A 22016-nucleotide genomic window follows, 5' to 3' on the forward strand; every position below is an offset into this window, starting at 1 on the left:
TTACGGGGGGCGGATCAGGCGGTCGGGGCGGCGGCGTCGAGGCGGCGCAGGGAGGGCTTGTCGATCTTGCCGACGGGGTTCTTCGGCAGCGCGTCGAGCACGGTGATCGCGACGGGCTGCTTGTACTTCGCGAGCTGCGCGCGAGCGTGCGCCGCAATGGCGTCGACGTCGAGCCGCACACCGGGCGCGGCGGAGACGTAGAGCACCGGCAGCTCGCCGTACTTGGCGTCCGGCCGGCCGATCGCCGCTGCCTCGGCGACGCCGGACACGCCGTACACCGCGGTCTCGATCTCCTTGGGGTAGATGTTCTCCCCGCCGCGGATGATCATGTCCTTCGCGCGGTCCACGAGGCGGAGGTAGCCGTCCTCGTCGAGGATGCCGACGTCGCCGGTGTGCAGCCACCCGTCGACGACGGTCTTCGCGGTCTCCTCGGGGCGACCGAGGTAGCCCCGCATGATGTTCGGTCCCGCGAGCAGAACCTCGCCCGGCTCGCCGACGGGGACGTCGGCTCCGTCGGGCCCGACGATCCGGACCCGCTGGCCGGGCAGCGCCACCCCCACGCTGCCCACCTTGCGCACCCCGTCGAGCGGGTTGCACGTTGCGGCGCAGGTGCACTCGGACAGGCCGTAGCCCTCGATCAGGGGGAAGCCGAAGCGGGCCTCGAAGCCCTCCAGCAGTTCCCGGCTCGCGGGCGCGGCCCCGCACACGCCGAAGCGGACCTTCGACAAGTCCGGCCGCACCTCCGCCGGCAGGCCCGCCAGCATCGTGTAGATCGTCGGGACCGCGGAGAAGTACGTCGCCCCGGTCTCGGAGAGCACGTCGAAGAAGGTGCGCGGGTCGAACCGGCCCGCGATGGTCACGCGGCCGCCGCCGCGCAGGGGGTTGAGCGTCGAGACCACGATGGCGTTGACGTGGAACAGCGGCAGGATCAGCAGGCTGTGGTCGTCGGCGTCGAACTCGAAGGCGGCCGAGGATATCTCGCTCATCGCGACCAGGTTCGCGTGGTCGAGCATCACGCCCTTCGGGCGCCCCGTGGTGCCGGAGGTGTAGATCAGCAGTGCGAGGTCCGACGGTGCCGCCGCCGGCTCGGCGGTGTCGGGGGCCTGCGCGAGCAGTGCATCCGCGGCGATCACGGGGACACCGACGGGCGCGCCGGCATCGGTGACCAGCACTGTCGCCCCCGCGTCCTGGACCTGATAGTCCACCTCCGGCGGCGCGAGGTAGGGGTTGATGGGGGTCGCGGCCGCGCCCAGGTGCCAGGACGCGAACAGGGTGATCACGAGCAGGGCGGTGTTCGGCAGCTTCACCGCGACCACGTCGCCGGGGCCGACTCCGGCGGCCCGGAGGGCGGCCGCGGCCCTCCGCACGGCATCGTCGAAGGCGGCGTTGTCGAGGTCGAGCGCGTCGTCCGCCACGGCCGGCGCGTGCGGCGCCGCGGCGGCACGCACGGCGGGGAGGTGGGCGAAGGTGGTGAAGGTGAAGGTCACGGGGGCTCCTTGTCCGTTGATGCATTCACGGTAGGCGCGGCGTGACCGTGGTCACATCGTCCACCGACGACGAGATGTGACGGCCGATTCGTCTTCCGAAGACGAATTCGATGCCGATCAGGGCGCGATGACGGCTAGGATTTGGCGATGGAGCCCGATGCGCCGCGCAGGCTGATCGCCCGGGTGCTGAGCGCCGCGCCCCGGCGCGAGGTGTCCGACGCCATGACCGAGCGGATCGCCACCGACCTCCCGGACCTGCGGGCCGACGACGCGATCCTCGGCGCGCTGGCCGCGAGCGTCGAGGCCAACGTCGAGAACGTCACCCACGCCGTCGTACTCGACGTCCCCGTGGAGCGGATCGAGGTCCCGCTCGCCGCGCTCGAGTACCCGCGCCGCGTGGCGCAGCGCGGGATGGCCGCGACGTCGCTCGTGCGCGCCTACTACCTCGGGCAGCAGACGATGATCGCCCTCATCGGCGAGGCCCTCGACGCGGAACTCGGGGTCGAGCAGGACCTGCGCGAGGCGGCCATGCGCTGGTTGGTGGGCTGGTCCTTCGACTACAACGACGTCGTTACCCGGCGCGTGCTCGACGAGTACGAGACCGAGCGGGCGGCGTGGGTGGACGCCCGCAGCGGGGCCCGCACGGTGCGTGTCCTCGAGGTGCTCGACGGCGAGGTGCCGAGCGTGGCCGGGGCGTCCGCGAGCATCCGGTACCCCCTGCGCGCCACTCACATCGGGATGGTGGTCTGGTACGCCGAGGGCGTCGACGAGGTCGAGCGGATCGAGCGCTTCCTCCGCGAGCTCGGTGCCGCGGCGGGCGCCGCCGCACCGCCGCTCACCGTCGCGGTCGACCGGCTCACCGCGTGGGCGTGGCTGCCGGTGACCGACGGCGAGGAGGCGATCGCCGCCGCCCGGGCGTTCGTCGCTGCCTATCAGGAAGCGCCGCGCGTCGTGTTCGGGCCGCCGCGGGAGGGACTGGACGGCTTCCGCGCGACGAACCGGGCGGCCCGCGAGGTGCGGCGGGTAGCCGACGCGACGGACGCACGACTGCTGGTGGCGACGGATCCCGGCGTGGGCCTGGCGGCCCTCGTCGCGCACGACGTCGGCGCCGCCCGGGCCTGGGCCGACGGCGTGCTCGGGGCGCTGACCGGGGAGTCCGCCGCCGACGAACGCCTGCGCAGCACGCTCGAGATCTTCCTGCGCACCGGAGGAAGCTTCAAGGCGACGGCCGAGCAGCAACTCCTGCACGCCAACTCGGTGAAGTACCGGGTGCGCCGCGCGGTGCAGCGCCGGGGCCGGGAGATCGGCGACGACCGGCTGGACGTGGAGGTGGCGCTTGCGGTGCGCCGGATCTTCGGCGCGGCCTAGGCGGGTGCCTGCACCCGGAGCTGCGGCACCGGGAGGCCCAGGTTGTCGCGCAGCGTGCTCGTCTCGGCGTACTCGGCGCGCAGCACCCCGCGGTCCTGCAGCAGTGGCACGACGCGGTCGACGAACTCGTCGAGCCCGGTCGGCACGAGGTGCGAGCCGAGGATGAAGCCGTCGGATCCGTTCTGCTGGACGAAGCCGTCGATCTGCTCGGCGACCTGCTCCGGCGTGCCGATGAGCGGTCCCCGCTCGAACTGGTCGATCACCACCTCGCGCAGTGACAACTTCTTCGCCTCGCCGACCTCGCGCAGCCGCTGCGCCGTCGCGAACCGGTCCTGATGGACGAAGGCCCGACCCTGGATGATCGGCGGCGCCTCCGGATCGGGATCGATGGCGGGCACCGGGCCGTCGGGGTCGAACTCCGACAGGTCGCGGTTCCAGATCTGCTCCAACAGGATCCGGGCAGTCTGCCCGGTCACCTGGCCGTGCACCACTTCACGGTGCTTCTCGGCGGCCTCCGCGGGGGTGTCGCCGAGCACGAAGCTCGCGGACGGCAGGATCTTGATGTCGTCGGCGTCGCGGCCCGCGGCCACGGCGCGGGACTTGATGTCGCGGTAGAAGTCCGCTGCCTCGGGCAGCTTGCCGTACGGCGAGAAGATCGCGTCGGCGTTGGCGGCCGCGAACTGCCGGCCCTGCGGCGAGACGCCCGCCTGCAGGACCACCGGACGCCCCTGCGGGCTACGCGGCACGGTGAACGTGCCCTCGATGTCGAACTGCTCGCCGTGGACGTCGAAGGCTCCGGCCGCGGGATCGCCGACGAACCGACCGGCGGCGCGGTCCGCCAGCGGCTCCGCCTCGGGCCACGAATCCCACAGCGCTCGTACCGCGTTGAGGGTCTCCTCGGCGCGTACGTACCGGTCGGCCGGGTCCAGGTAGCCGCCGCGCCGGAAGTTCTGGCCGGTGAACGCGTCGAAGGAGGTCACCACGTTCCACGCGGCGCGGCCGCCGGAGAGCTGGTCCAGGCTCGCGAACCGGCGTGCCAGCTCATAGGGCTCGTTGAACGTCGCGTTGACGGTACCGGCGAGGCCCAGATGTCGCGTGACGGCGGCCAGCGACGCCAGCACCGTGAAGGTGTCGGGGCGTCCGATGATGTCTTGGTCGAAGACCTGCCCGGCGCGCTCGCGCAGGATCAGGCCCTCGGCGAGGAAGAAGAAGTCGAACCGGCCCCGCTCGGCGGTGCGCGCCGTGTGTTCGAAGCTGCTGAAGTCGATCTGGCTTCCCGCGTCCGGGTGCCACCACGCCGTGTGGTGGTTCACCCCGCCCAGGTAGGCGCCCAGGATGACCTGCTTCTTGTTCTCGCTCATGGCGTCTCCTCAGACGGTCGCGTAGCGGTTGGGGACGGTCGACGGCAGGCCCAGCAGGGCGCGGAGCGGACCGTCGGGGTACTCCGCGCGGAATCGGCCGCGCGCCTGCAGAGCCGGGACCAGGTGGCGGGTGATCGCGGTGAGGTCGTCGGGCAGCGCGCCGGGGCGCAGGCGCACCCCGTCCACGCGGGCGTCCGACCAGTCGAGGAGCAGGTCGGCGAGGTCGTCCGCGGAGCCGGCGAAGATCGCGGCATCGGAGGTGAAGGGGGATCCGGCGGCCGCGTCGAGCCGGGCCAGGCGCTCGGCGCCGGATTCGGTCTCGCTGTCGAGGAACACGACCACATCGGCGTACACCCGCAGCCGCTCCCCGTCGCGCCCCACGCGCCGGACGGCCTCGTCGACCAGCGCGAGCACGGGGGCGGGGCCGTCCGTGAGCGTGGGGGTCACGAACAGTAGATCGGCGGCGCGGGCGGCGAACTCGTACGGAATCGGCGCGTGTCCCAGCGCCGCCACCACCGGCTGCCCCTGGGGCGGTCGCGGCGTGATCGACGGCCCGCGGACCGAGAAGAAGCGCCCGGAGAAGTCCGCGCGGTGCAGCTTGTCCCGGTCGATGAAGCGGCGCGTCGCGATGTCGCGGATCTCCGCGTCGTCCTCCCAGCTGTCCCAGAGCCGGCGGGCCACCTCCACGGCGTCGGCGGCCTCCTCGAACAGGTCGACGAGGGCCTGCGACGGCTGCGATCCGGCGAGTTCGGCGGGCGTCGGGTCCGCGATGGTCCGGCGCCCGAAATGCGCCGCCTCGGCCGCGGTCGGCGAGATGCGCGGCTGCCAGCCCGCGCGGCCGCGCGAGGTGTAGTCGAGGGTCGCGATCGCGGTGGAGACGTGGAAGGGCTCGGTGTGCGTGGTCGTCACGGTCGGTATCAGGCCGATATGGGAGGTCGACGGCGCGATCAGGGCGGCGATCAGGTGCGCGTCGACACGGCTGCGGACCCGGCCGACGTCGTGCGACGGTACGCGCAGGGCGTCCTCGATCGAGACGAAGTCGAGCAGCCCGGTCTCGGCCTCAGTCGCGAGGTCGGTCCAGTACCCCGCCGAACCGAGTTCCCGCGGCCGCGCGGCGGGTTCGCGCCAGGCGGCCGGGTGCCATCCTGCGCCGTCCAGCGCGACGCCGACATGCAGCTCCGGTGCCCTTCCCGTCGGCCGGTCCGCGGAGGAGGATGCGTTCTGCGCCATGTGGTTCCCGTCTCGTGTCGTCGGATCTGGACACTCACGTTCGTCCCGCGGCCGTCCGGCGTCAACGATTCGGATCATGCCGATCCGGGGGAAATATCCACGGCCACAGCGGGTTTGCACCCGTCGTGGAGACGATGCGAAACCGGGGATCCGCGCCGCCGAGGTCGTGGGGCCGCGCCCGGTGGGAGGTGCTGGTGTGTTGCCTCGCGGGATTCGCGACGCTGCTCGATTCGGGTGCGGTGGCGGTCTCCCTCCCCGCGCTGCGCGCGCAGCTCGACGCCACCCCCGGGCAGACCCAATGGGTGCTCGCCGCCTACTCCCTGGGATTCGGACTGGCATTGGTTCCGGCGGGCCGCCTCGGCGACGTGCTGGGCCGGCGCAGGCTGTTCCTGGGCGGGGTCGCGGTGTTCTCGTCGTCGGCGCTGGTCTCCGCCCTCGCGGACGGGGCCTGGCAGGTCGTGGCCGCGCGCCTGCTGCAGGGCGTCGCCGCCGGCGTCATCAGCTCGCAGGTGCTGGGCATCATCGCCGATCGGTTCACCGGGGTGCTCCGCGCCCGCGCGCTCGCCGCCTACGGCGTGGCGATCGGGCTGGCGGGCGTGGCCGGGCCGGTGACCGGGGGCCTGGTGCTCGGCCTGGCGGGGGAGGAGGCCGGTTGGCGGTGGGCGCTCGGGCTCAACGTCCCGTTCGGTGTGCTCGCGCTGGTGGGTGCCGCAGTGTTCCTGCGGCGCGACGGTGCGCCGCGCGGCGCGGCCCGGTTCGACCTCGTCGGGCTCGCGCTGCTGGCCGCCGCGGTGCTGCTGGTGCTGATCCCGCTCGTCGCGCGCCTCGGAGCGGTGGGCGCCGCCGCCTGCGTCGTCGCGGCCGGGGCGATCGTCGTGCTCCTCGTGCGCTGGGAGCGCGGCTACGCGCACCGCGGCGGTACCCCGGTGCTCGTCCCCGAGCTCCTGTCCGCGCGCGGCTTCACCCTCGGTGCCGGCGTGGCCACCTTCTACTTCGGTGCGGCGCTGTCCGCGAACACCGTCCTCACGATGTACCTGATCGAGCGCCAGGGGCTCAGCGCCCTGCAGGCGGCCCTGGTGCTGGTGGGAGGCGGCCTGGCCATGGCGGCGTCCTCCGGAATCGGGTGGCGGGTCGCCGCCCGGTTCGGCCGGGCGACGGTGGTCTGGGCCCTGGTCGCCGAGGCACTGGTCGTCGTCGCGTACGTGAGTGCCGTCGACCTGCTCAGCGGCCCGAGCGTGCTGATCGTGGTCGCGGCCCTGTCCACCGCCTCGGGCGTGGCGTCGGGCCTCGTCGACGCCCCCAATCGGGCCCTGACGCTGGAATACGCCCCGCCCGCGGCGAACGGCGTGGCGGCGGGCTTCCTCCAGCTGGTCCAGCGGCTGTCGGCGACGGTGGCGCTCACCGCGGCGTCGGGCCTGTACCTGGCCCGCCCGCACGACGCGAGCGGACTGGTTCTCGCGCTGGGGTTGTGCCTCGCGATGTTCGTCGCGGGTCTGTGCTGCGCGGTGCTCGATGCCCGGCGCCGCGCGACCCGCCCGAGTTCCGCCGAGCACCAGGTCACTAAGCTGACGGTGCAACCGGCACCGTGAATGAGGAGCGCAAGTGACCCGTCCCGTGGTATTGATCGCCGACAAGCTGGCACCGTCGACAGTGGAGGCGCTCGGTGACGACGTCGAGGTGAAGTGGGTCGACGGCCCCGACCGCCCCGCGCTGCTCGCCGCGGTCCCCGAGGCCGACGCGCTGCTCGTGCGGTCCGCGACCACCGTCGACGCGGAGGTCCTCGCCGCCGCAACCAAGCTCAAGATCGTCGCCCGCGCGGGGGTCGGCCTCGACAACGTGGACGTGCCCGCCGCCACCGAGCGCGGCGTCCTCGTGGTCAACGCGCCCACGTCGAACATCCACACCGCGGCCGAGCACGCCGTCGCGCTGATGCTCGCCACCGCCCGCCAGATCCCCGCCGCGGACAAGACCCTGCGCGAGCACACCTGGAAGCGCAGCGCCTTCAACGGCGTCGAGATCCTGGGCAAGACCGTCGGCGTCGTCGGCATGGGCCGCATCGGCCAGCTCGTCGCGCAGCGCCTCGCCGCCTTCGAGACCAAGATCGTGGCGTACGACCCCTACGTCAGCCCGGCCCGCGCCGCGCAGCTCGGCATCGAGCTGCTCACCCTCGATGAGCTTCTCGAGCGCGCCGACTTCATCTCGGTGCACCTCCCGAAGACCCCCGAGACCAAGGGCCTGATCGGCCGCGAGGCGCTCGCCCGGACGAAGAAGGGCGTCGTCATCGTCAACGCGGCCCGCGGCGGCCTCATCGACGAGCAGGCCCTCGCGGACGCCATCACCTCGGGGCACGTCTTCGGCGCCGGCCTGGACGTCTTCGAGACCGAGCCCTGCACCGACAGCCCGCTGTTCGAGCTGCCGCAGGTCGTGGTGACCCCGCACCTCGGTGCCTCGACGTCGGAGGCCCAGGATCGCGCCGGCACCGACGTCGCCAAGAGCGTCCGCCTGGCCCTGGCCGGCGAGTTCGTCCCGGACGCCGTCAACGTCAAGGGCGGCGCCGTCGACGAGGAGGTCGCGCCCTGGCTCGAGCTCACCCGCAAGCTGGGCGTGCTGCTGGGCGGCCTGCCCGGGCAGCTGCCGGAGAAGATCGGCGTCACCGTCCGCGGCGAGCTGGCCAGCGAGAACGTCGACATCCTGCAGCTCTCGGCGCTGCGCGGCCTGTTCTCGGCCGTTATCGAGGACGCCGTCACCTTCGTCAACGCCCCCGCCCTCGCGGAGGAGCGCGGCGTCACCGTCGAGCTGGAGAAGGTCTCGGAGAGCCCCAACCACCGCAGCCTGGTCGACGTGCGCGCCGTGTACGGCGACGGCACCGTCCAGAACGTCGCGGGCACGCTCTCGGGCCTGAGCCGCGTCGAGAAGGTCACCAACATCAACGGCCGCAACTTCGACCTGCGCGCCGAGGGCCTGAACCTGTTCATCGCCTACGGCGATCAGCCGGGCTCGCTGGGCAAGATCGGCACGCTGCTGGGCGATGCCGGCATCGACATCCAGGCCGCGGCGCTGAGCCAGGACGCCGAGGGTGCGGGCGCGACGGTGCTGCTGCGCGTCAGCCAGCCGGTCTCCGCCGAGGTGCAGCAGGCCATCGGCGACGCGGTCGCCGCCACCACCATCGCGCAGGTGGACCTGTCGTGAAGCTCGCGGTGATCGGCGGGGACGGCGTCGGCCCCGAGGTGACGGCGGAGGCGCTCAAGGTGCTGCGCGCGGTGGTCGGCGAGATCGAGACCACCGACTACGACCTGGGCGCGCGCCGCTACGAGCGCAACGGCGAGCTGCTCACCGACGAGGACCTGGCGTCGCTGCGCGAGCACGACGCGATCCTGCTCGGCGCCATCGGCGACCCGCGCAAGGTCCCGCCGGGTGTGCTCGAGCGCGGCCTGCTGCTGAAGATGCGGTTCGCGCTGGATCACCACGTGAACCTGCGCCCGTCGAAGCTCTTCCCGGGCGTCGAGTCGCCGCTGAAGAACCCGGGCGAGATCGACTTCGTCGTGGTCCGTGAGGGAACTGAGGGCGCGTACACCGGCAACGGCGGCGCGATCCGCGTCGGCACCCCGCAGGAGGTCGCCAACGAGACGTCGGTCAACACCCGGTTCGGCGCGGAGCGCGTGGTGCGCTTCGCCTTCGAGCTGGCGCGTACCCGGCGGAAGAAGTTGACGCTGGTGCACAAGACCAACGTGCTCGTCTTCGGCGGCTCGCTGTGGCAGCGCACCGTCGACGAGGTGGCGACCGAGTTCCCCGACGTCGCCGTGGATTACAGCCACATCGACGCGGCCACGATCTACCTGGTCACGGACCCGTCGCGGTTCGACGTCATCGTCACGGACAACCTCTTCGGCGACATCCTCACCGATGAGGCCGGCGCGATCTCCGGCGGCATCGGCCTGGCGGCGTCGGGCAACATCGACGCGACGGGCGCCAACCCGTCGATGTTCGAGCCCGTGCACGGCAGCGCCCCGGACATCGTCGGCCAGGGCGTCGCGGATCCCACCGCGGCCATCCTGTCGGCGGCGATGTTGCTGCGGCACCTCGGGAACGAGGACGGCGCGAAGCGGATCGAGGACGCGGTGACCGCGGACCTCGCCGTCCGTGGCGACGCCCCGATCCGCACCGTCGAGGTCGGCGACCGCATCGCCGCCGCCCTCAGCGCGTAGCAGCGCTCGATCGTCCGCCCGAGCCCGGATCCCTTCCCAGGAAGTGGTCCGGGCTCAGGCCGTTGTGCCTATTTCGCGGGGGCCGACGGTGCCGCCTCCGGCTGGTCCGCGCGCTTCGCGTCGGAGGGGACGAGCGGGTAGGCGAGCAGCGGGGCCAGGGCCACGAGGGCGAAGGCGGCGCCGAAGCTCGTCGCGTGGATCAGGGCGCCGAGGATCGGCCCGGCCGCGGTCGTGGCGACGAACTGCCCGGTGTTCTGGATCCCCAGCGCGCGGCCGCTGTAGAAGGGACCGGCCTTCTCGGCGATCGCGGTGAACGCCAGGCCATTGTCGGCGACGGTGACCACCGAGGCGATCAGCAGGACGACGACCGCGACGGGCGAGCCGAGCGCGGCGAGCGCGCCGAGCCCGGCCATCGACGCCGCGGCGGCGAGCGCGATCCACTTGATCGGTGAGGTCCGCGAGCCCAGCCGGTCCGACCAGGCGCCCGCCAGGATCCGTCCGCCCGCTCCGAGCAGCTGGCTCGCCGAGATCAGGAGCCCCGCGGTCGCCGGCGCCCAGTGCAGTCCGACGATCAGCCACGTGATGCCCCAGGTCCAGATCGCGCCCTGCGGCAGGACCAGCAGCAGCGAGACCGCGTGGATGCGGACGAGGAAGGAGTCCTCGCGGTAGGGGTTCGACCGGGCGTCCGCGGCCGCGGGGCCGGTCTCGGGCCGGGGCGGATCGACGATGAACGCCCACACCAGCACCACGGAGACCACCGCGATGACGAGCGGGACGAGCATCGCGGCGGTGAGTCCGGCACGGCTCGCCAGCAGTGGCATCGTCAGCGACAGCAGCGCGATGCCCAGGGGCTGCGAGGTCTGCCTGATCCCCATCGCCGTGCCGCGGCTGGACGCCGGGAACCAGCCGACCACGATGCGGCCGCTCGCGCCGTTGCCGCTCGCCGCCATGGCGGAGGCGACGAAGAGCGCGACGGCCGCGACGTACAGCGGGGCGTGCGCCGCGAACGCCGCGACGGCCGCCGCCAGGCCGACCACGGCTCCGGCCATGCTGATCAAGAGGACGCGCCGTTCCCCGTAGCGGTCGATCATGACGCCCCACAGGATCGTGGTGAGCAGCAGGCCGGCGGGCGCGGCGGCCGCGAACAGCCCGGCGCGCTGCGGGCTCAGTCCGCCCTGGATGAGCTGGGGGAGGAGGAACGCGGTGCAGTTCACGGCGGCGGTGGTGGTGATCGCGGCGGTCATCGAGACCACCAGGATCCACCAGCGGCGGGCGGCGGACATCTCCATCGCAACTCCCAACTAGTGAGACGACATGCTTACTATCTGAGACGAAGCCTAGTGGATCGAAGTATCGGAGTCGAACGGTAGGCTCGCGGCATGCGCCTTGCACGAATCGCCAGCAGTGACGGGGTCGCGTTCGCGGCCATCGAGGGTGACCCGGAGGACGGTGCCCGGGCCCGCGAGATCTCCGAGCATCCTTTCGGCACACCGGAGTTCACAGGCCGCAGCTGGGCGCTCGACGACGTGCGCCTGCTCGCGCCGATCCTCGCCAGCAAGGTGGTCTGCATCGGCAAGAACTACGCGGCGCACGCGGCGGAGATGGGCGGCGAGGCGCCCAAGGACCCCGTGATCTTCATCAAGCCCAACACCTCGATCATCGGCCCGCTCGCCCCGATCAAGCTGCCGCGCAGCTCGCAGCAGGTGGACTACGAGGGCGAGCTCGCCGTGGTCATCGGCCAGCCCTGCCGCGACGTCCCCGCCGCCCGGGCGAAGGACGTCATCCTCGGGTACACCGTGGCGAACGACGTGACCGCGCGCGATCAGCAGCGCCACGACGGCCAGTGGACCCGCGGTAAGGGCTACGACACCTTCTGCCCGCTCGGTCCCTGGATCGAGACGGAGTTCGACCCGTCGGACGCGCGGATCTACACCGAGCTCGACGGCCAGATCAAGCAGGACTCGCGCACGTCGCTGATGATCCATTCCATCGGCGACATCGTCGAGTGGATCTCGTCCGTGATGACCCTGCTGCCCGGCGACGTGATCCTCACCGGCACTCCGGAGGGCGTCGGCCCGTTCACCGCCGGCCAGCACGTCGCGGTCACCGTCGAGGGCATCGGAACGCTGACCAGCCTCGCCGAGGACCGCTGACTCACCGGCGGTCGACCACGCGGACGGTGGCTGGGTCGCCCGCGTGATAGGCGGTCCACGCGTCGTCGGCGGGCCGCGCGTCCGCGATGAAACCCGCCAGGGCGCGGCAGAAGCCCCGAGCGAGGTCGCGGTCCCGGCGGTCCACCGGCCCCAGCATCGGGGAGCCCGCGTAGGTCTTGAGCGCGTCGAAGGCGAACGGGAGATCGGCGCAGTGCGCGGCGCCCAGCGCCGACGGGTCGGGTTCGGGCGCACGGTCGAACCGGTATACGAACGCGGTGTCGCCCGCTGCTGTGTGGGACTCGGCGAGCGCGATCGTCTGCGCGCCGAAGACGGTCGTCGTCGCCGCGGCCTCCGCCGCGCGGTCCCGCGTTCCTGCTTGCGGAGGAAACGCGAGGAAGGCCGCCATCTCGTCGCGCGTGGTGCCGGTGAGGAGTGCACGGCCGGCCAGGGCCCCGTCCGCGACCGCCGCCGGCCACGCCCGCTCGGTGCCGAAGCCGCCGAGGACCGGGTACATCGGAGGGGCGACGCCGCGGGAGACCTCGCCGGCCAGGGCGCGGTACGCGTCGAGCAGCTGCGCCGCCGGTGGCGCACCGAGGGCTTCGGGCGTCGCGTCGTCGATGCCCGCGAGGGCGAGGAACCGCGCCGCGTGGGCCCGCGCTTCGTCCGGGTCCTGCGGTGGCAGACCGAACGGCCCGCTCTGGGCGATCACGCCGGTGACCCCCGGTCCGGTGGTGGGGGAGAGTCCGAGGTACAGCGCGGAGTAGGCGCCGGCGGACTGCCCGCCGAGGGTCACCCTGGCCGGATCCCCACCGAAGGCGCCGATGTTCCGGACGACCCAGTCGAGGGCGAGCGCCTGGTCGCGGACGCCGAGATTGTCGATCCCCAGCTCAGGCAGATAGAGGTAGCCCAGCGGGCCGAGGCGGTAGTTCGCGGTCACCACCACGATGTCGCCGGCGGCGGCGAGCCGGGCTCCGTCGTACCAGTTCCAGCCGCCGGATCCGCTCGTGAACCCTCCGCCGTGGAACCACAGCAGCACCGGTCGACCGTCGACGGAGCCGTCGCCGGGACGGGGCGACCAGACGTTGACCGTGAGGCATCCCGCCTCGTTCCAGTCGGGCGTCCGGGCACCCATCACCGCCTCCAGGCGCGACGGTCCCTGGGGCGCCGACGGTCCCGGCCGCGACGCGTCGCGCACCCCGATCCACGGCGGGGCGGCGGCGGGCGCCGTGAACCGCAGCGCCCCGATCGGATCGGCGGCGTAGGGGATCCCACGGAAGGCGGCTACGCCGTTCTCGACGATTCCGCGGACCGAACCCGCCTCGGTGGGGACGGTCGCTGTGCGCATCACGCCTCGAGGCTAGGCCGACAGCCCGCGGCGCGCCGGATCAGTCGGACTTGACGGCGAGGACGGGGATCGGCGAGTTCAGGATCAGCCGCTGACTGACGCTGCCGAGAACGGCCTTGCTCACGAGCGATCGACGGCGGACGGCGATCACCAGGCGCGTCGCGCCGCGCTCGTCGATCTCGTCGAGCACCGCGTCGACGGGGTCGCGGTCGCCGCGCCCCGTCCGCTCGACGACGGTGATCGGCACCTCGCCGTCGAATCCCGAGACGTCGAGCGTGGCGATGCCGAGGTTGACGGCCACGAGATCGGTGCCGAGGGACTTCGCCTCCTCGACGCCGGCGCGCAGGGCGACGGGGCCTTCGGTGGTGCCGGGAACCGCGACGATGATGGTCATGATGCTCCTCGAGTCGAGTACGGCCGGTCAGCGGAAGTCGCCGCGGGAGAAGGACTCCTCCAAGTCCTCCAGGGAGCGGCCGCTGGTGTTGGGCAGGGTCTTGTAGATCAGTACACCGAACAGGGCGCACACCACGAAGAAGGTGCCGTACGTACCGACGATGCCACCGACCTTGATCAAGGTGGGGAAGAGCTGCCCGACGAGAGCGTTCGTCAGCCACAGGACCAGCACCGATAGGCCCATGCCGAAACCGCGCAGCCGCAGCGGGAAGAGCTCGGACAGGCACACCCACACGGGCACGTTGAGCGCGGTCTGCATGGCGAGCACGAACAGGGCGACGAAGATCAGGACGGCGTAGGCCTGCACCTTGCCCTCGGGCAGGATCAGTGCGGACAGCACCGTCAGGCCGTGGCAGACGGTCACGCCGATCATGCCCATGATGATGAGCCTGCGCCGCGGGATCCGGTCGATCAAGAAGAACAGGCAGACCGCGCTACCGACGACCGCAGAGACGCCCATGAAGATGTTCGCGATGGGCGCGGCGGTGTCGCTGAATCCCGCCGTCTTGAGCATCTCGGTGCCGTAGTACATGACCGAGTTGATCCCGGTGAGCTGCTGGGCGATCGCGAGGATCACGGCGGCGAGCATGATGCGGCGGACCCACGGGATGGCCAGGTCTGCCCAGCCGCCGGTCTGGGCGGCCTCCTCCTCGCGCGCGAGCTCCTCGACCTCCGCCATCTCGGCCCGCGCGCGGTCCTCGGTGCGGACCTGCATGAGTACGGCGAGCGCCTCGGCGTCCCGTCCCTTCGAGATGTACCAGCGGGGCGATTCGGGCATCCGCAACATGCCGACGAAGAGGAAGACGGCAGGCACCGCGCACACCGCGAGCATGATCCGCCACACCCCGGGGTGGCCGTCGGGATTGGCGTCGGTGAGCGGGGGCCACACGCGGGCGATGATCGCGTTGATCACGAAGGCCAGTAGCTGGCCGATCACGATGGCCAGTTCGTTCCGCCCGCCGAGGGTGCCGCGCCGCTCCGTGGGGGCGAGTTCCGAGAGGTAGACCGGGACGACCACCGATGCTCCACCGACGGCGAGGCCGAGGACGAATCGGGCGGGCAGCATGACCGCGAGGTCATTCGCGAAGACCGCGCCGAGGGTACCGACGAAGAAGACGACCGCGAGGATGATCATCGTCCTGCGGCGTCCGATGGTGTCGGCGAGCCGGCCGCAGACCAGAGCGCCGACCGCGGCGCCGATGAGCAGCGTGCTCACGACCAGACCCTCGGTCGTCGTGGTGAGCCCCAGGTCGTGCTTCATCGGCTCCAGCGCGCCGTTGAGCACGCCGGTGTCGTAGCCGAAGAGCAGGCCGCCGAAGGTGGCGACGACTGCCACGAGGTCCATCCGTCGCTGGTGGGGGCCCGGTCTCAGGGGCGGCAGTGCTGTTCCGCCCTCCGGCGTGCTGGTGCTTCCGTGCGTCATGGTCGAGTCCTTCCGGCTGTCCGCGTGAGGTACATCACAGCAGACCGGTGTCGAGTTTGACAAGTAGTTTGAGAAGATTGAAAGAATGTCAGGACATGTAGATCGGGACTGTGGCATTCTCGAGGTGTTCGCTCGGCGAGACACGACGGAGATGGCACACGATGCACGACGAGACGCAGCAAGACCCGACCGCGGTGCGGGTCGCGGTGATCGGCATGGGCTGGATGGGCCGCGTGCACGCCCAGGCGTACGCCCGTGTGCCGCACCACTACCCGGACGGCCCCGCGGTGCCCGTGCTCGCCGCGGTGGCGGACGACGTGCCCGGGCGTGCGGAGACCTTCGCCGCCCGGTTCGGGGCGGACGCCGCGTACACCGACTGGCGTGCGCTCCTCGACGATCCGTCGATCCGGGCCGTCTCGGTGACGGTGCCGAACTTCCTTCATCGCGACATCGGCGTCGCCGTACTCGACGCGGGTAAGCACCTGTGGATCGAGAAGCCCGTTGGCCTTACCGAGGCCGACGCGGCCGCGGTGGCCGAGGCCGCGGCGCGGAACGACCGCCGCACCGCGGTCGGCTTCAACTACCGCAACGCCCCCGCGGTGGAGGCTGCCCGGACGCTGATCTCCGAGGGCCGGCTCGGCACCGTGACGCACGCCCGGTTCCGGTTGTTCAGCGACTACGCCGCCCATCCCGACGGCGCTCTCACCTGGCGGTACCAGCGAGACCGTGGCGGCAACGGCGTCCTCGGCGACCTGGGATCGCACGGCGTGGACCTGGTGACCTACCTGCTCGGCGATATCGACGCCCTCGTCGCGGACACGGCGATCTTCATCCCCGAGCGTTCGGAGCCCATCGGCGCCACCTCGGGGCATCAGCTCGCCCCCTCCGGTGTGCGCGGCCCCGTCGAGAACGAGGACTACCTGTCGGCGCAACTGCGCCTGGCCTCCGGCGCGCGCTGCGTGCTCGAGGCGAGCCGGGTCGCGGTGGGGGAGCAGAACTCCTACGGTTTCGAGATCCACGGGACCTCGGGCATGGTGCGCTGGGACTACCGGCGCATGGGCGAACTCGAGGCCGCGCTCGGCGACACCTATCAGGATCAGCCCGTGTCCACCGTGCACGTCGGGCCGGGGAGTGGCGACTACGCGGCCTTCCAGCCCGGCGCGGCGAACCCCATGGGTTACGACGACCTCAAGGTGATCGAGGCGCACCACTTCCTGCGTTCGATCGTCAGCGGCACCCCGCAGGGTGCCACGGTCGAGGACGCGGTCCGCAGCGCCCGCGCGCTCGACGCCATGACCCGCTCGGTCGACGAGGGGCGCTGGGTGACGCTCGCGTAGGCCGAGCCGGGGAGACGGTGCCGGCGGACTGCCGGCACCGTCGTCCGTCATGCGCTCGCGGACTCCGCGAGCAAGGACTCGGCCAGTGCCGCGTCGGCGGCGAGGAGGACCTCGGCCGCGACCGCGACTCCCTCCTCGCGGCCGAGCTCGGTGTCCTCGTGCTCGATGTTCACGAGCATGTCCGGGTCCACGTCGTGCAGTGCCCGGAGGAACTCGGTCCAGTAACCGACGTCGTGGCCCTTGCCCAGCGCGACGAAGTCCCATGCGGACTCCTTCGGCCACTCGTTGGCCCACTCGTCGCCGCCCAGGTTGGTGCGGGCCTCGTCCGGCCCCAGGCGGCGGAACGAGTTGTCCAGCACTCCGTTCAGCGCCGCGTACTCCGGGTTGATGCGCACGTCCTTGGCGGCGGCGTGCACGACCAGGTCGCCGAGGTGGCGGACCACTGCCACCGGGTCCATCTGCTGCCAGAACAGGTGTGAGGCGTCGAGCTCCACGCCGAGGTGCGTGGAGCCGGTCCGCTCGACCAGCTCGTGCACGGTCGCGCTGTTGAAGACGATGTTCTGCGGGTGCAGCTCGAGCGCGACCTTGACGCCGTGGTCGCGGGCGATGCGGTCGGTCTCGCGCCAGAAGTCGGTGGCGATCTCCCACTGGTGGTCCAGGACGTCGAGCGCGGCGGAGTTCCAGGCGTTGACCACCCAGTTCTGGTGCAGCGCACCGGGGTCGCCGCCGGGCAGGCCGGACATGGTGACGACGCGGTCCTGGCCCAGGCGGGCCGCGAGCCGGATCGAGCGGCGGATGTCGTCGGCGTGCATGCCGCCGATCGCGCGGTTCGGATGCAGCGGGTTGCCGTTGCAGTTGAGGCCGGCGATGGCGACGCCGGTGCCTTCGAAGATGCCGAGGTAGTCGTCGCGGGCCGTGTCGCTGACGAGGATGTCGGCGATGTTCGGCACGTGCACCGGCGGCAGGAAGCCGCCGGTGTTGAGCTCGATACCGGTGAGGCCCACCGCGGCGATCGCGCGGAGCGCGTCGGGCAGCGGGCGGTCGTGGTAGATGGCGTTGTACAGGCCGAGTTTCATTGGAGTCTCCGTCGGAGTCGGTCGGGAAGTGATCAGGACTGGTGGAGGAGGGCTGGCACGTCGACCGGCGCTCCACCCGCCACGGCGGACCGGGCGACGGCGTCGATGAGTTCCATGTTGTGCAGGCCGTCGGCGAAGTCGGCGTTGCGCGGCAGCGATTCGTCCACCGGCAGGCCCGCGACCTCCTCGAGCATCGCGCGGGCCTGGAAGACGAAGCCGTCGTTCTGGCCGATCCCCACGCCGGGCGCGTCCATCGCGAGGCCGCCGCGCCAGTACGGGTGGTCGGGGCCGAGCGTCACCGTCCGGGGCCCGCCCAGGGCGTGGTCCCCGTCGGTGAGGAGGACCCGGACCTGTCCCGGGTTGCGGAAGTCGAACGCGGCCGATCCGCGCTCGCAGAAGACCTCGAACTTCAGGGTGTTGGGGTGACCCGCGGCGACGCGGGAGACCTGCAGCGCCCCGGTCCCGCCGCCGGCGAAGTCGACGAAGAAGCCTGCCACGTCGTCGTTCTCGACGGTGTCGTGCTCGGCGCTGACGGCGCCGTGCTCGTGACCGATCACGCGGCCCAGCGGCCTCGGCCGCGTCGGGAACGCGGTGTGCAGCGTCGCTCCGCGCACGGTGGCGACGGGGCCGCCGAAGAGCTCGGCGATGTAGGTGAGGTGGCTGCCGACGTCGGCGAGGGCGCCGGACCCCGCGGGCCCCTTGAACCGCCAACTGATGGGTCCGTCGGGGTCGCAGGCGTAGTCGGTCCAGTACGCGCCGTCGAAGTTGATGAGCCGACCGAGGCGGCCGCTGCGCACCAGGTCGCCGAGCAGGGCGATGCCGGGCGAGCGCAGGTAGGTGAGGCCGATCCGGCCCAGGACGCCGCGCTCGGCCGCTGCGTCCGCGGCGGCCACCATGGCGCGGGCATCGTCGATCGTGTCGGACAGCGGCTTCTCGCAGAGCACGTGCTTGCCCGCGACCAGAAGGGATTCGACGATCTCGCGGTGCAGGGCGTTGGCCACGACGACGCTCACCACGTCGATGTCGTCGGCGGCGGCGATCGACTGCCAGGAGGTGTCGTGCCGCTCGAAGCCGAACCGGCGCGCGGTGTCCTGCGCCAGCGGCTCGTACGCGTCGGCGATGGACACCAGCCGCACGTCCGGCAGTCCGGGGCCGTAGACAGCGGTGGCGGCTCGGTAACCCGCGGCGTGCGCCTTGCCCGCCATGCCGGCGCCGATCACGGCGACGCCGATGCTGTTCCTGCTCATGTTCCCTCCTTCGGGTTGCTGTGCGCTCCGTCTCGACCTAGTGTCGATGTGAGTTGGAGCGCTCCAACAAGGATGAGCAATGTTCGTATGTCCTGTCAAGAGGGTGGCGCATGGAAGGTAAGCGACCGACGATCTACGACGTCGGGAGGCGGGCGGGGGTGTCGAAATCCTTGGTATCACTGGTCCTGCAGGGATCCCCGCGGGTCGGCGAGGCGTCTCGCCGGGCGGTGGAGGAGGCGATCGCGGAGCTCGGGTACCGGCCGAGCCGGGCGGCGGCGAATCTTGCGGCGCGGCGCACGCGCACCGTCGGAGTGCTGATCGACGACTACACGAACCTCTGGTTCGTCGACCTGGTGCGCGGCCTGCACGCCGCGCTCGGCCCGGCCGGCTACCGGCTGGCGGTCGTCGACGTCGCAACCGCGGATCAGGCTGAGGATCCGGTCGAGTCCATGCTCGCCATGCGGGTCGACGGGCTCGTGCTCGGCATGGACCCGCCGCGATCGCTACTGGCCCGAGACGGTGCCGCGCTGCCGCCGGTCGTGGTCGCGGGTACGCGGGCGGCGCACGACGCTCGGTTCGATGCGGTCGCCAACGACGACGCCGAGGGCGCACGCCTCGCGGCTCGGCACCTCGTGGAACTGGGGCATCGCACGCTCGGGCAGGTGTGCGCCGGCGGCGGCGCGGGTGAGGTGCGGCGCGCGGCGTTCTCCGTCGAGGCCTCGCGCCTCGGCGTGACCGTGGTGGACGCCTCCTGGCGCGGCGAGGCGTCGGACGAGGCCGGGTTCCGCGCCGCCGCCGAGCTGTTCGCGGCCGATCCCGGGATCACCGCGGTGTTCGCGGCGAACGACGTGATGGCCGTCGGCGTGCTCGGAGCGGCGCGCGAACACGGGCGGGACGTTCCGCGCGATCTCTCCGTCGTCGGCTACGACAACACTTCGCTGGCGTCGACCCGGTTGGTGGGGCTGACGACGGTCGACGACCGCAGCTTCGACGTGGGGAACCGGGCGGGTGCGCTCCTGTGCGACCGGATGGGGGCGGACGGCGGCGCACCGTCGGCGGCGCGCGACAGCGAGAGGGATGTTCTCGCACCGCGACTGGTCGTCCGGGGGACCACCGGAGCTCCCGGTTGAGCCGCAAGATCGCATCAATGTGCGTATGTCTGAACAAACACTGGGCAAGCGCTGTGATCTGTACTACATTCAGCTCAGCGAGTGGGTCGTCTCACTCGGTGAGGTCGAAGGGACACAGCAATGAAGAAGACCACGCAGCGGCCGCGAAGGCTCCGTACCCTGCTCGCCGCGACCGCGGCCGGCACGGCCGCGCTCATCACGGTGGTGGGTTGCTCGAGCACGGGCGGCGCGCCGCGCGACACCGGCGACGGCGGTGCCGGCGTCGGCTCGGCGGGCACGAAGCGCCTGACCATCGCCATGGTCACGCACCAGCAGCCCGGCGACACCTTCTGGGACCTCATCCGCAAGGGCGCGGAGATGGCGGCGAAGAAGGACAACGTCACCCTCCGGTACTCCAACGACCCGCAGGCGCCCAACCAGGCGAACCTGGTGCAGGCCGCGATCGACAGCAAGGTCGACGGGATCGCGCTCACGCTGTCCACGCCCAACGCCTTCCAGGCCGTGGTGCAGAACGCGCAGAAGGCGGGGATCCCGGTCTCCGCGTTCAACGCCGGCTACAACGACTACGCGCGCATGGGGATCCAGCAGTACTTCGGCCAGGACGAGACCACCGCGGGCGTCGCGGTCGGCGAGCGCCTCTCCAAGGAGGGCGCGAAGAAGGCCATCTGCATCATCCAACAGCAGGGTCAAGTCCAGCTCGAGTCGCGGTGCGCCGGCGTGCGGACCGGCCTCGCCGGCGGCACCGTCGAGAACCTCAACGTCAACGGCGAGGACATGACCGACGTGCAGTCGAAGGTCAACGCCAAGCTGCAGCAGGACCCGAGCATCGATACCGTCGTCGCCCTGGGCGCCCCGTTCGCGCTCACCGCTACCAAGGCCGTCGAGGGCGCTGGCGCCAAGCCCCGCATCGTCACCTTCGACACCAACGCGGCACTGGTCGGCGCGATCCAGAACGGCAAGGTCGCGTGGGCCGTCGACCAGCAGCCCTACCTCCAGGGCTACCTCGCCATCGACTCGCTCTGGCTGCAGATCATCAACGGCAACACCATCGGCGGTGGCCAGGCGGTGTTCACCGGACCGGCGTTCATCGACAAGACGAACGTCGACAAGGTCGCCGAGCTCGCCAAGGGCGGGACCCGCTGATGACCACCGACGAGGCCCTCGACCTGAGCACGCACACGCCCGTCACCGATGAGCGGGTCAAGAAGCAGAAGCCCCTGCAGCGGTTGATCCTGCGCCCCGAGGTGGGCGCGTTGATCGGCGCGATCGCGATCCTGATCTTCTTCCTGATCGTGGCGCCGCCCTTCCGCAGCCCGGAAGCCTTCGTCACCGTCCTGTATGCCAGTTCGACGATCGGCATCATGGCCTGTGGCGTCGCCGTGCTCATGATCGGCGGCGAGTTCGATCTGTCAACCGGTGTGGCCGTGACCTTCTCGTCCCTCGCGGCGTCGATGCTCGCCTACAACCTGCACCTGAACACCTGGGTGGGGTCCCTGCTCGCCCTGGGGCTGTCGCTCGCGGTGGGCGCCTTCAACGGCTATATGGTGATGCGCACCAAGATCCCCAGCTTCCTCATCACGCTGGCCACGTTCCTCATGCTCACCGGCATCAACCTCGCGGTCACGAAGATGGTCACCGGCCAGGTCGCCACCCCCACCATCGCGGACATGGAGGGCTTCCCGTCGGCGCAGGCCGTCTTCTCCTCGACGATCCACGTCTTCGGCGTCGGGCTCAAGGTCACTGTGCTCTGGTGGATCCTATTCACCGCGGTCGCCACGTACGTCCTCATGCGCACCCGCGTGGGCAACTGGATCTTCGCCGTCGGCGGCAACCAGGACTCGGCACGGGCCGTGGGCGTCCCAGTGACCAAGGTCAAGATAGGCCTGTTCATGTTCGTCGCCTTCTGCGCCTGGTTCGTCGGCCAGCATCTGTTGTACTCCTACGACACCGTCCAGTCCGGGCAGGGCGTCGGCAACGAGTTCTTGTACATCATCGGCGCCGTGATCGGTGGCTGCCTCCTCACGGGTGGCTATGGCACCGCGGTAGGTGCGATGATCGGCGCCTTCATCTTCGGCATGGTCAATCAGTGCATCGTCTACGCCGGTTGGAACCCCGACTGGTTCAAGTTCTTCCTCGGCATCATGCTGCTGTTCGCCGTGATCGCCAACAACGCATTCCGCAACTTCGCCGCAAAGAGGTGA

General features: G+C 71.4%; 18 protein-coding genes. 9 read left to right on the forward strand and 9 right to left on the reverse strand.

Features of this window, described 5'->3' with window-relative positions; all coding sequences use genetic code 11:
* Window positions 1–14 precede the first annotated feature (14 nt).
* Window positions 15–1487: a class I adenylate-forming enzyme family protein gene (locus HNP44_RS17965; protein ID WP_259142643.1), complete on the reverse strand. Its 1473-nt coding sequence runs from the start codon at window positions 1485–1487 to the stop codon at window positions 15–17.
* Between the two features lie 147 nt (window positions 1488–1634).
* Between HNP44_RS17965 and HNP44_RS17970 the strand changes: the two genes are divergently transcribed.
* Window positions 1635–2855, forward strand: a complete 1221-nt coding sequence (locus HNP44_RS17970; RefSeq protein ID WP_259142644.1) for a helix-turn-helix domain-containing protein — start codon at window positions 1635–1637, stop codon at window positions 2853–2855.
* Here the strand turns inward: HNP44_RS17970 and HNP44_RS17975 are convergent.
* The gene (locus tag HNP44_RS17975) at window positions 2852–4216 is read right to left on the reverse strand and encodes an NtaA/DmoA family FMN-dependent monooxygenase (RefSeq protein WP_259142645.1); all 1365 of its coding nucleotides are present in this window, start codon (window positions 4214–4216) and stop codon (window positions 2852–2854) included. The genes HNP44_RS17970 and HNP44_RS17975 overlap by 4 nt on opposite strands.
* Before the next feature lie 9 nt (window positions 4217–4225).
* Entirely contained in the window at window positions 4226–5446 is a 1221-nt protein-coding gene (locus HNP44_RS17980) for an LLM class flavin-dependent oxidoreductase (protein WP_259142646.1), read from the reverse strand.
* A gap of 134 nt (window positions 5447–5580) precedes the next feature.
* On the opposite strand from HNP44_RS17980, the gene HNP44_RS17985 reads away from it, so the two are divergent.
* The 3 genes from HNP44_RS17985 to HNP44_RS17995 are packed head-to-tail and all read left to right on the forward strand — an operon-like array spanning window position 5581 to window position 9651.
* Window positions 5581–7035, forward strand: a complete 1455-nt coding sequence (locus tag HNP44_RS17985; protein ID WP_259142647.1) for an MFS transporter — start codon at window positions 5581–5583, stop codon at window positions 7033–7035.
* A gap of 13 nt (window positions 7036–7048) precedes the next feature.
* Window positions 7049–8635, forward strand: coding sequence for a phosphoglycerate dehydrogenase (serA, locus tag HNP44_RS17990; protein WP_224646762.1), 1587 nt, complete (start codon window positions 7049–7051; stop codon window positions 8633–8635).
* Window positions 8632–9651, forward strand: a complete 1020-nt coding sequence (locus tag HNP44_RS17995) for a 3-isopropylmalate dehydrogenase (protein WP_259142649.1) — start codon at window positions 8632–8634, stop codon at window positions 9649–9651. The genes serA and HNP44_RS17995 overlap by 4 nt, the downstream gene beginning before the upstream one ends.
* A gap of 68 nt (window positions 9652–9719) precedes the next feature.
* Here HNP44_RS17995 and HNP44_RS18000 read toward each other — a convergent pair whose 3' ends face one another.
* Window positions 9720–10940 carry an MFS transporter gene (locus HNP44_RS18000; protein ID WP_259142650.1) on the reverse strand — a complete coding sequence of 407 codons (1221 nt, stop codon included), beginning with the start codon at window positions 10938–10940 and terminating at the stop codon, window positions 9720–9722.
* A gap of 90 nt (window positions 10941–11030) precedes the next feature.
* On the opposite strand from HNP44_RS18000, the gene HNP44_RS18005 reads away from it, so the two are divergent.
* On the forward strand, window positions 11031–11804 hold the full coding sequence (locus HNP44_RS18005; RefSeq protein ID WP_259142651.1) for a fumarylacetoacetate hydrolase family protein: 774 nt from the start codon (window positions 11031–11033) through the stop codon (window positions 11802–11804).
* A gap of 1 nt (window position 11805) precedes the next feature.
* Here HNP44_RS18005 and HNP44_RS18010 read toward each other — a convergent pair whose 3' ends face one another.
* Genes HNP44_RS18010 through HNP44_RS18020 form a run of 3 tightly spaced genes read right to left on the reverse strand, consistent with a single transcriptional unit; the run spans window position 11806 to window position 15025 of the window.
* Window positions 11806–13149 carry a carboxylesterase family protein gene (locus HNP44_RS18010; RefSeq protein WP_259142966.1) on the reverse strand — a complete coding sequence of 448 codons (1344 nt, stop codon included), beginning with the start codon at window positions 13147–13149 and terminating at the stop codon, window positions 11806–11808.
* A gap of 40 nt (window positions 13150–13189) precedes the next feature.
* Window positions 13190–13543 carry a universal stress protein gene (locus HNP44_RS18015; protein WP_259142652.1) on the reverse strand — a complete coding sequence of 118 codons (354 nt, stop codon included), beginning with the start codon at window positions 13541–13543 and terminating at the stop codon, window positions 13190–13192.
* Window positions 13544–13570: 27 nt separating this feature from the next.
* Window positions 13571–15025 (reverse strand): sugar porter family MFS transporter, encoded by a 1455-nt coding sequence (locus HNP44_RS18020; RefSeq protein WP_259142653.1) that lies wholly within the window; start codon window positions 15023–15025, stop codon window positions 13571–13573.
* Between the two features lie 161 nt (window positions 15026–15186).
* On the opposite strand from HNP44_RS18020, the gene HNP44_RS18025 reads away from it, so the two are divergent.
* Window positions 15187–16362, forward strand: coding sequence for a Gfo/Idh/MocA family protein (locus HNP44_RS18025; protein WP_259142654.1), 1176 nt, complete (start codon window positions 15187–15189; stop codon window positions 16360–16362).
* 47 nt (window positions 16363–16409) lie between these two features.
* On the opposite strand, the gene HNP44_RS18030 is transcribed toward HNP44_RS18025, so the two are convergent.
* On the reverse strand, window positions 16410–17438 hold the full coding sequence (locus tag HNP44_RS18030) for a sugar phosphate isomerase/epimerase family protein (RefSeq protein WP_259142655.1): 1029 nt from the start codon (window positions 17436–17438) through the stop codon (window positions 16410–16412).
* A 32-nt stretch (window positions 17439–17470) separates the two neighbouring features.
* Window positions 17471–18685, reverse strand: coding sequence for a Gfo/Idh/MocA family protein (locus HNP44_RS18035; RefSeq protein WP_259142656.1), 1215 nt, complete (start codon window positions 18683–18685; stop codon window positions 17471–17473).
* A gap of 110 nt (window positions 18686–18795) precedes the next feature.
* Between HNP44_RS18035 and HNP44_RS18040 the strand changes: the two genes are divergently transcribed.
* From HNP44_RS18040 to HNP44_RS18050, 3 genes are all read left to right on the forward strand, one after another.
* Complete coding sequence (locus HNP44_RS18040) at window positions 18796–19815, forward strand: LacI family DNA-binding transcriptional regulator (protein ID WP_259142658.1); 1020 nt, start codon at window positions 18796–18798, stop codon at window positions 19813–19815.
* A 120-nt stretch (window positions 19816–19935) separates the two neighbouring features.
* On the forward strand, window positions 19936–20958 hold the full coding sequence (locus HNP44_RS18045; RefSeq protein WP_259142659.1) for a substrate-binding domain-containing protein: 1023 nt from the start codon (window positions 19936–19938) through the stop codon (window positions 20956–20958).
* Window positions 20958–22016 carry an ABC transporter permease gene (locus HNP44_RS18050; protein WP_259142660.1) on the forward strand — a complete coding sequence of 353 codons (1059 nt, stop codon included), beginning with the start codon at window positions 20958–20960 and terminating at the stop codon, window positions 22014–22016. Before HNP44_RS18045 ends, HNP44_RS18050 begins: the two co-directional genes overlap by 1 nt.

The sequence above is a fragment of the Tsukamurella ocularis genome (genome assembly GCF_024807615.1).
GTDB lineage: Bacteria > Actinomycetota > Actinomycetes > Mycobacteriales > Mycobacteriaceae > Tsukamurella > Tsukamurella ocularis.

Excerpts from the sequence above, each read along its gene's own strand:
- HNP44_RS17970 (WP_259142644.1), top strand. The coding sequence starts at position 1,635 with ATGGAGCCCGATGCGCCGCGCAGGCTGATCGCCCGGGTGCTGAGCGCC.
- HNP44_RS17975 (WP_259142645.1), bottom strand. The coding sequence starts at position 4,216 with ATGAGCGAGAACAAGAAGCAGGTCATCCTGGGCGCCTACCTGGGCGGG.
- HNP44_RS17980 (WP_259142646.1), bottom strand. The coding sequence starts at position 5,446 with ATGGCGCAGAACGCATCCTCCTCCGCGGACCGGCCGACGGGAAGGGCA.
- HNP44_RS17985 (WP_259142647.1), top strand. The coding sequence starts at position 5,581 with ATGCGAAACCGGGGATCCGCGCCGCCGAGGTCGTGGGGCCGCGCCCGG.
- HNP44_RS18000 (WP_259142650.1), bottom strand. The coding sequence starts at position 10,940 with ATGGAGATGTCCGCCGCCCGCCGCTGGTGGATCCTGGTGGTCTCGATG.
- HNP44_RS18005 (WP_259142651.1), top strand. The coding sequence starts at position 11,031 with ATGCGCCTTGCACGAATCGCCAGCAGTGACGGGGTCGCGTTCGCGGCC.
- HNP44_RS18010 (WP_259142966.1), bottom strand. The coding sequence starts at position 13,149 with ATGCGCACAGCGACCGTCCCCACCGAGGCGGGTTCGGTCCGCGGAATC.
- HNP44_RS18015 (WP_259142652.1), bottom strand. The coding sequence starts at position 13,543 with ATGACCATCATCGTCGCGGTTCCCGGCACCACCGAAGGCCCCGTCGCC.
- HNP44_RS18020 (WP_259142653.1), bottom strand. The coding sequence starts at position 15,025 with ATGACGCACGGAAGCACCAGCACGCCGGAGGGCGGAACAGCACTGCCG.
- HNP44_RS18025 (WP_259142654.1), top strand. The coding sequence starts at position 15,187 with ATGCACGACGAGACGCAGCAAGACCCGACCGCGGTGCGGGTCGCGGTG.
- HNP44_RS18030 (WP_259142655.1), bottom strand. The coding sequence starts at position 17,438 with ATGAAACTCGGCCTGTACAACGCCATCTACCACGACCGCCCGCTGCCC.
- HNP44_RS18035 (WP_259142656.1), bottom strand. The coding sequence starts at position 18,685 with ATGAGCAGGAACAGCATCGGCGTCGCCGTGATCGGCGCCGGCATGGCG.
- HNP44_RS18040 (WP_259142658.1), top strand. The coding sequence starts at position 18,796 with ATGGAAGGTAAGCGACCGACGATCTACGACGTCGGGAGGCGGGCGGGG.
- HNP44_RS18045 (WP_259142659.1), top strand. The coding sequence starts at position 19,936 with ATGAAGAAGACCACGCAGCGGCCGCGAAGGCTCCGTACCCTGCTCGCC.
- HNP44_RS18050 (WP_259142660.1), top strand. The coding sequence starts at position 20,958 with ATGACCACCGACGAGGCCCTCGACCTGAGCACGCACACGCCCGTCACC.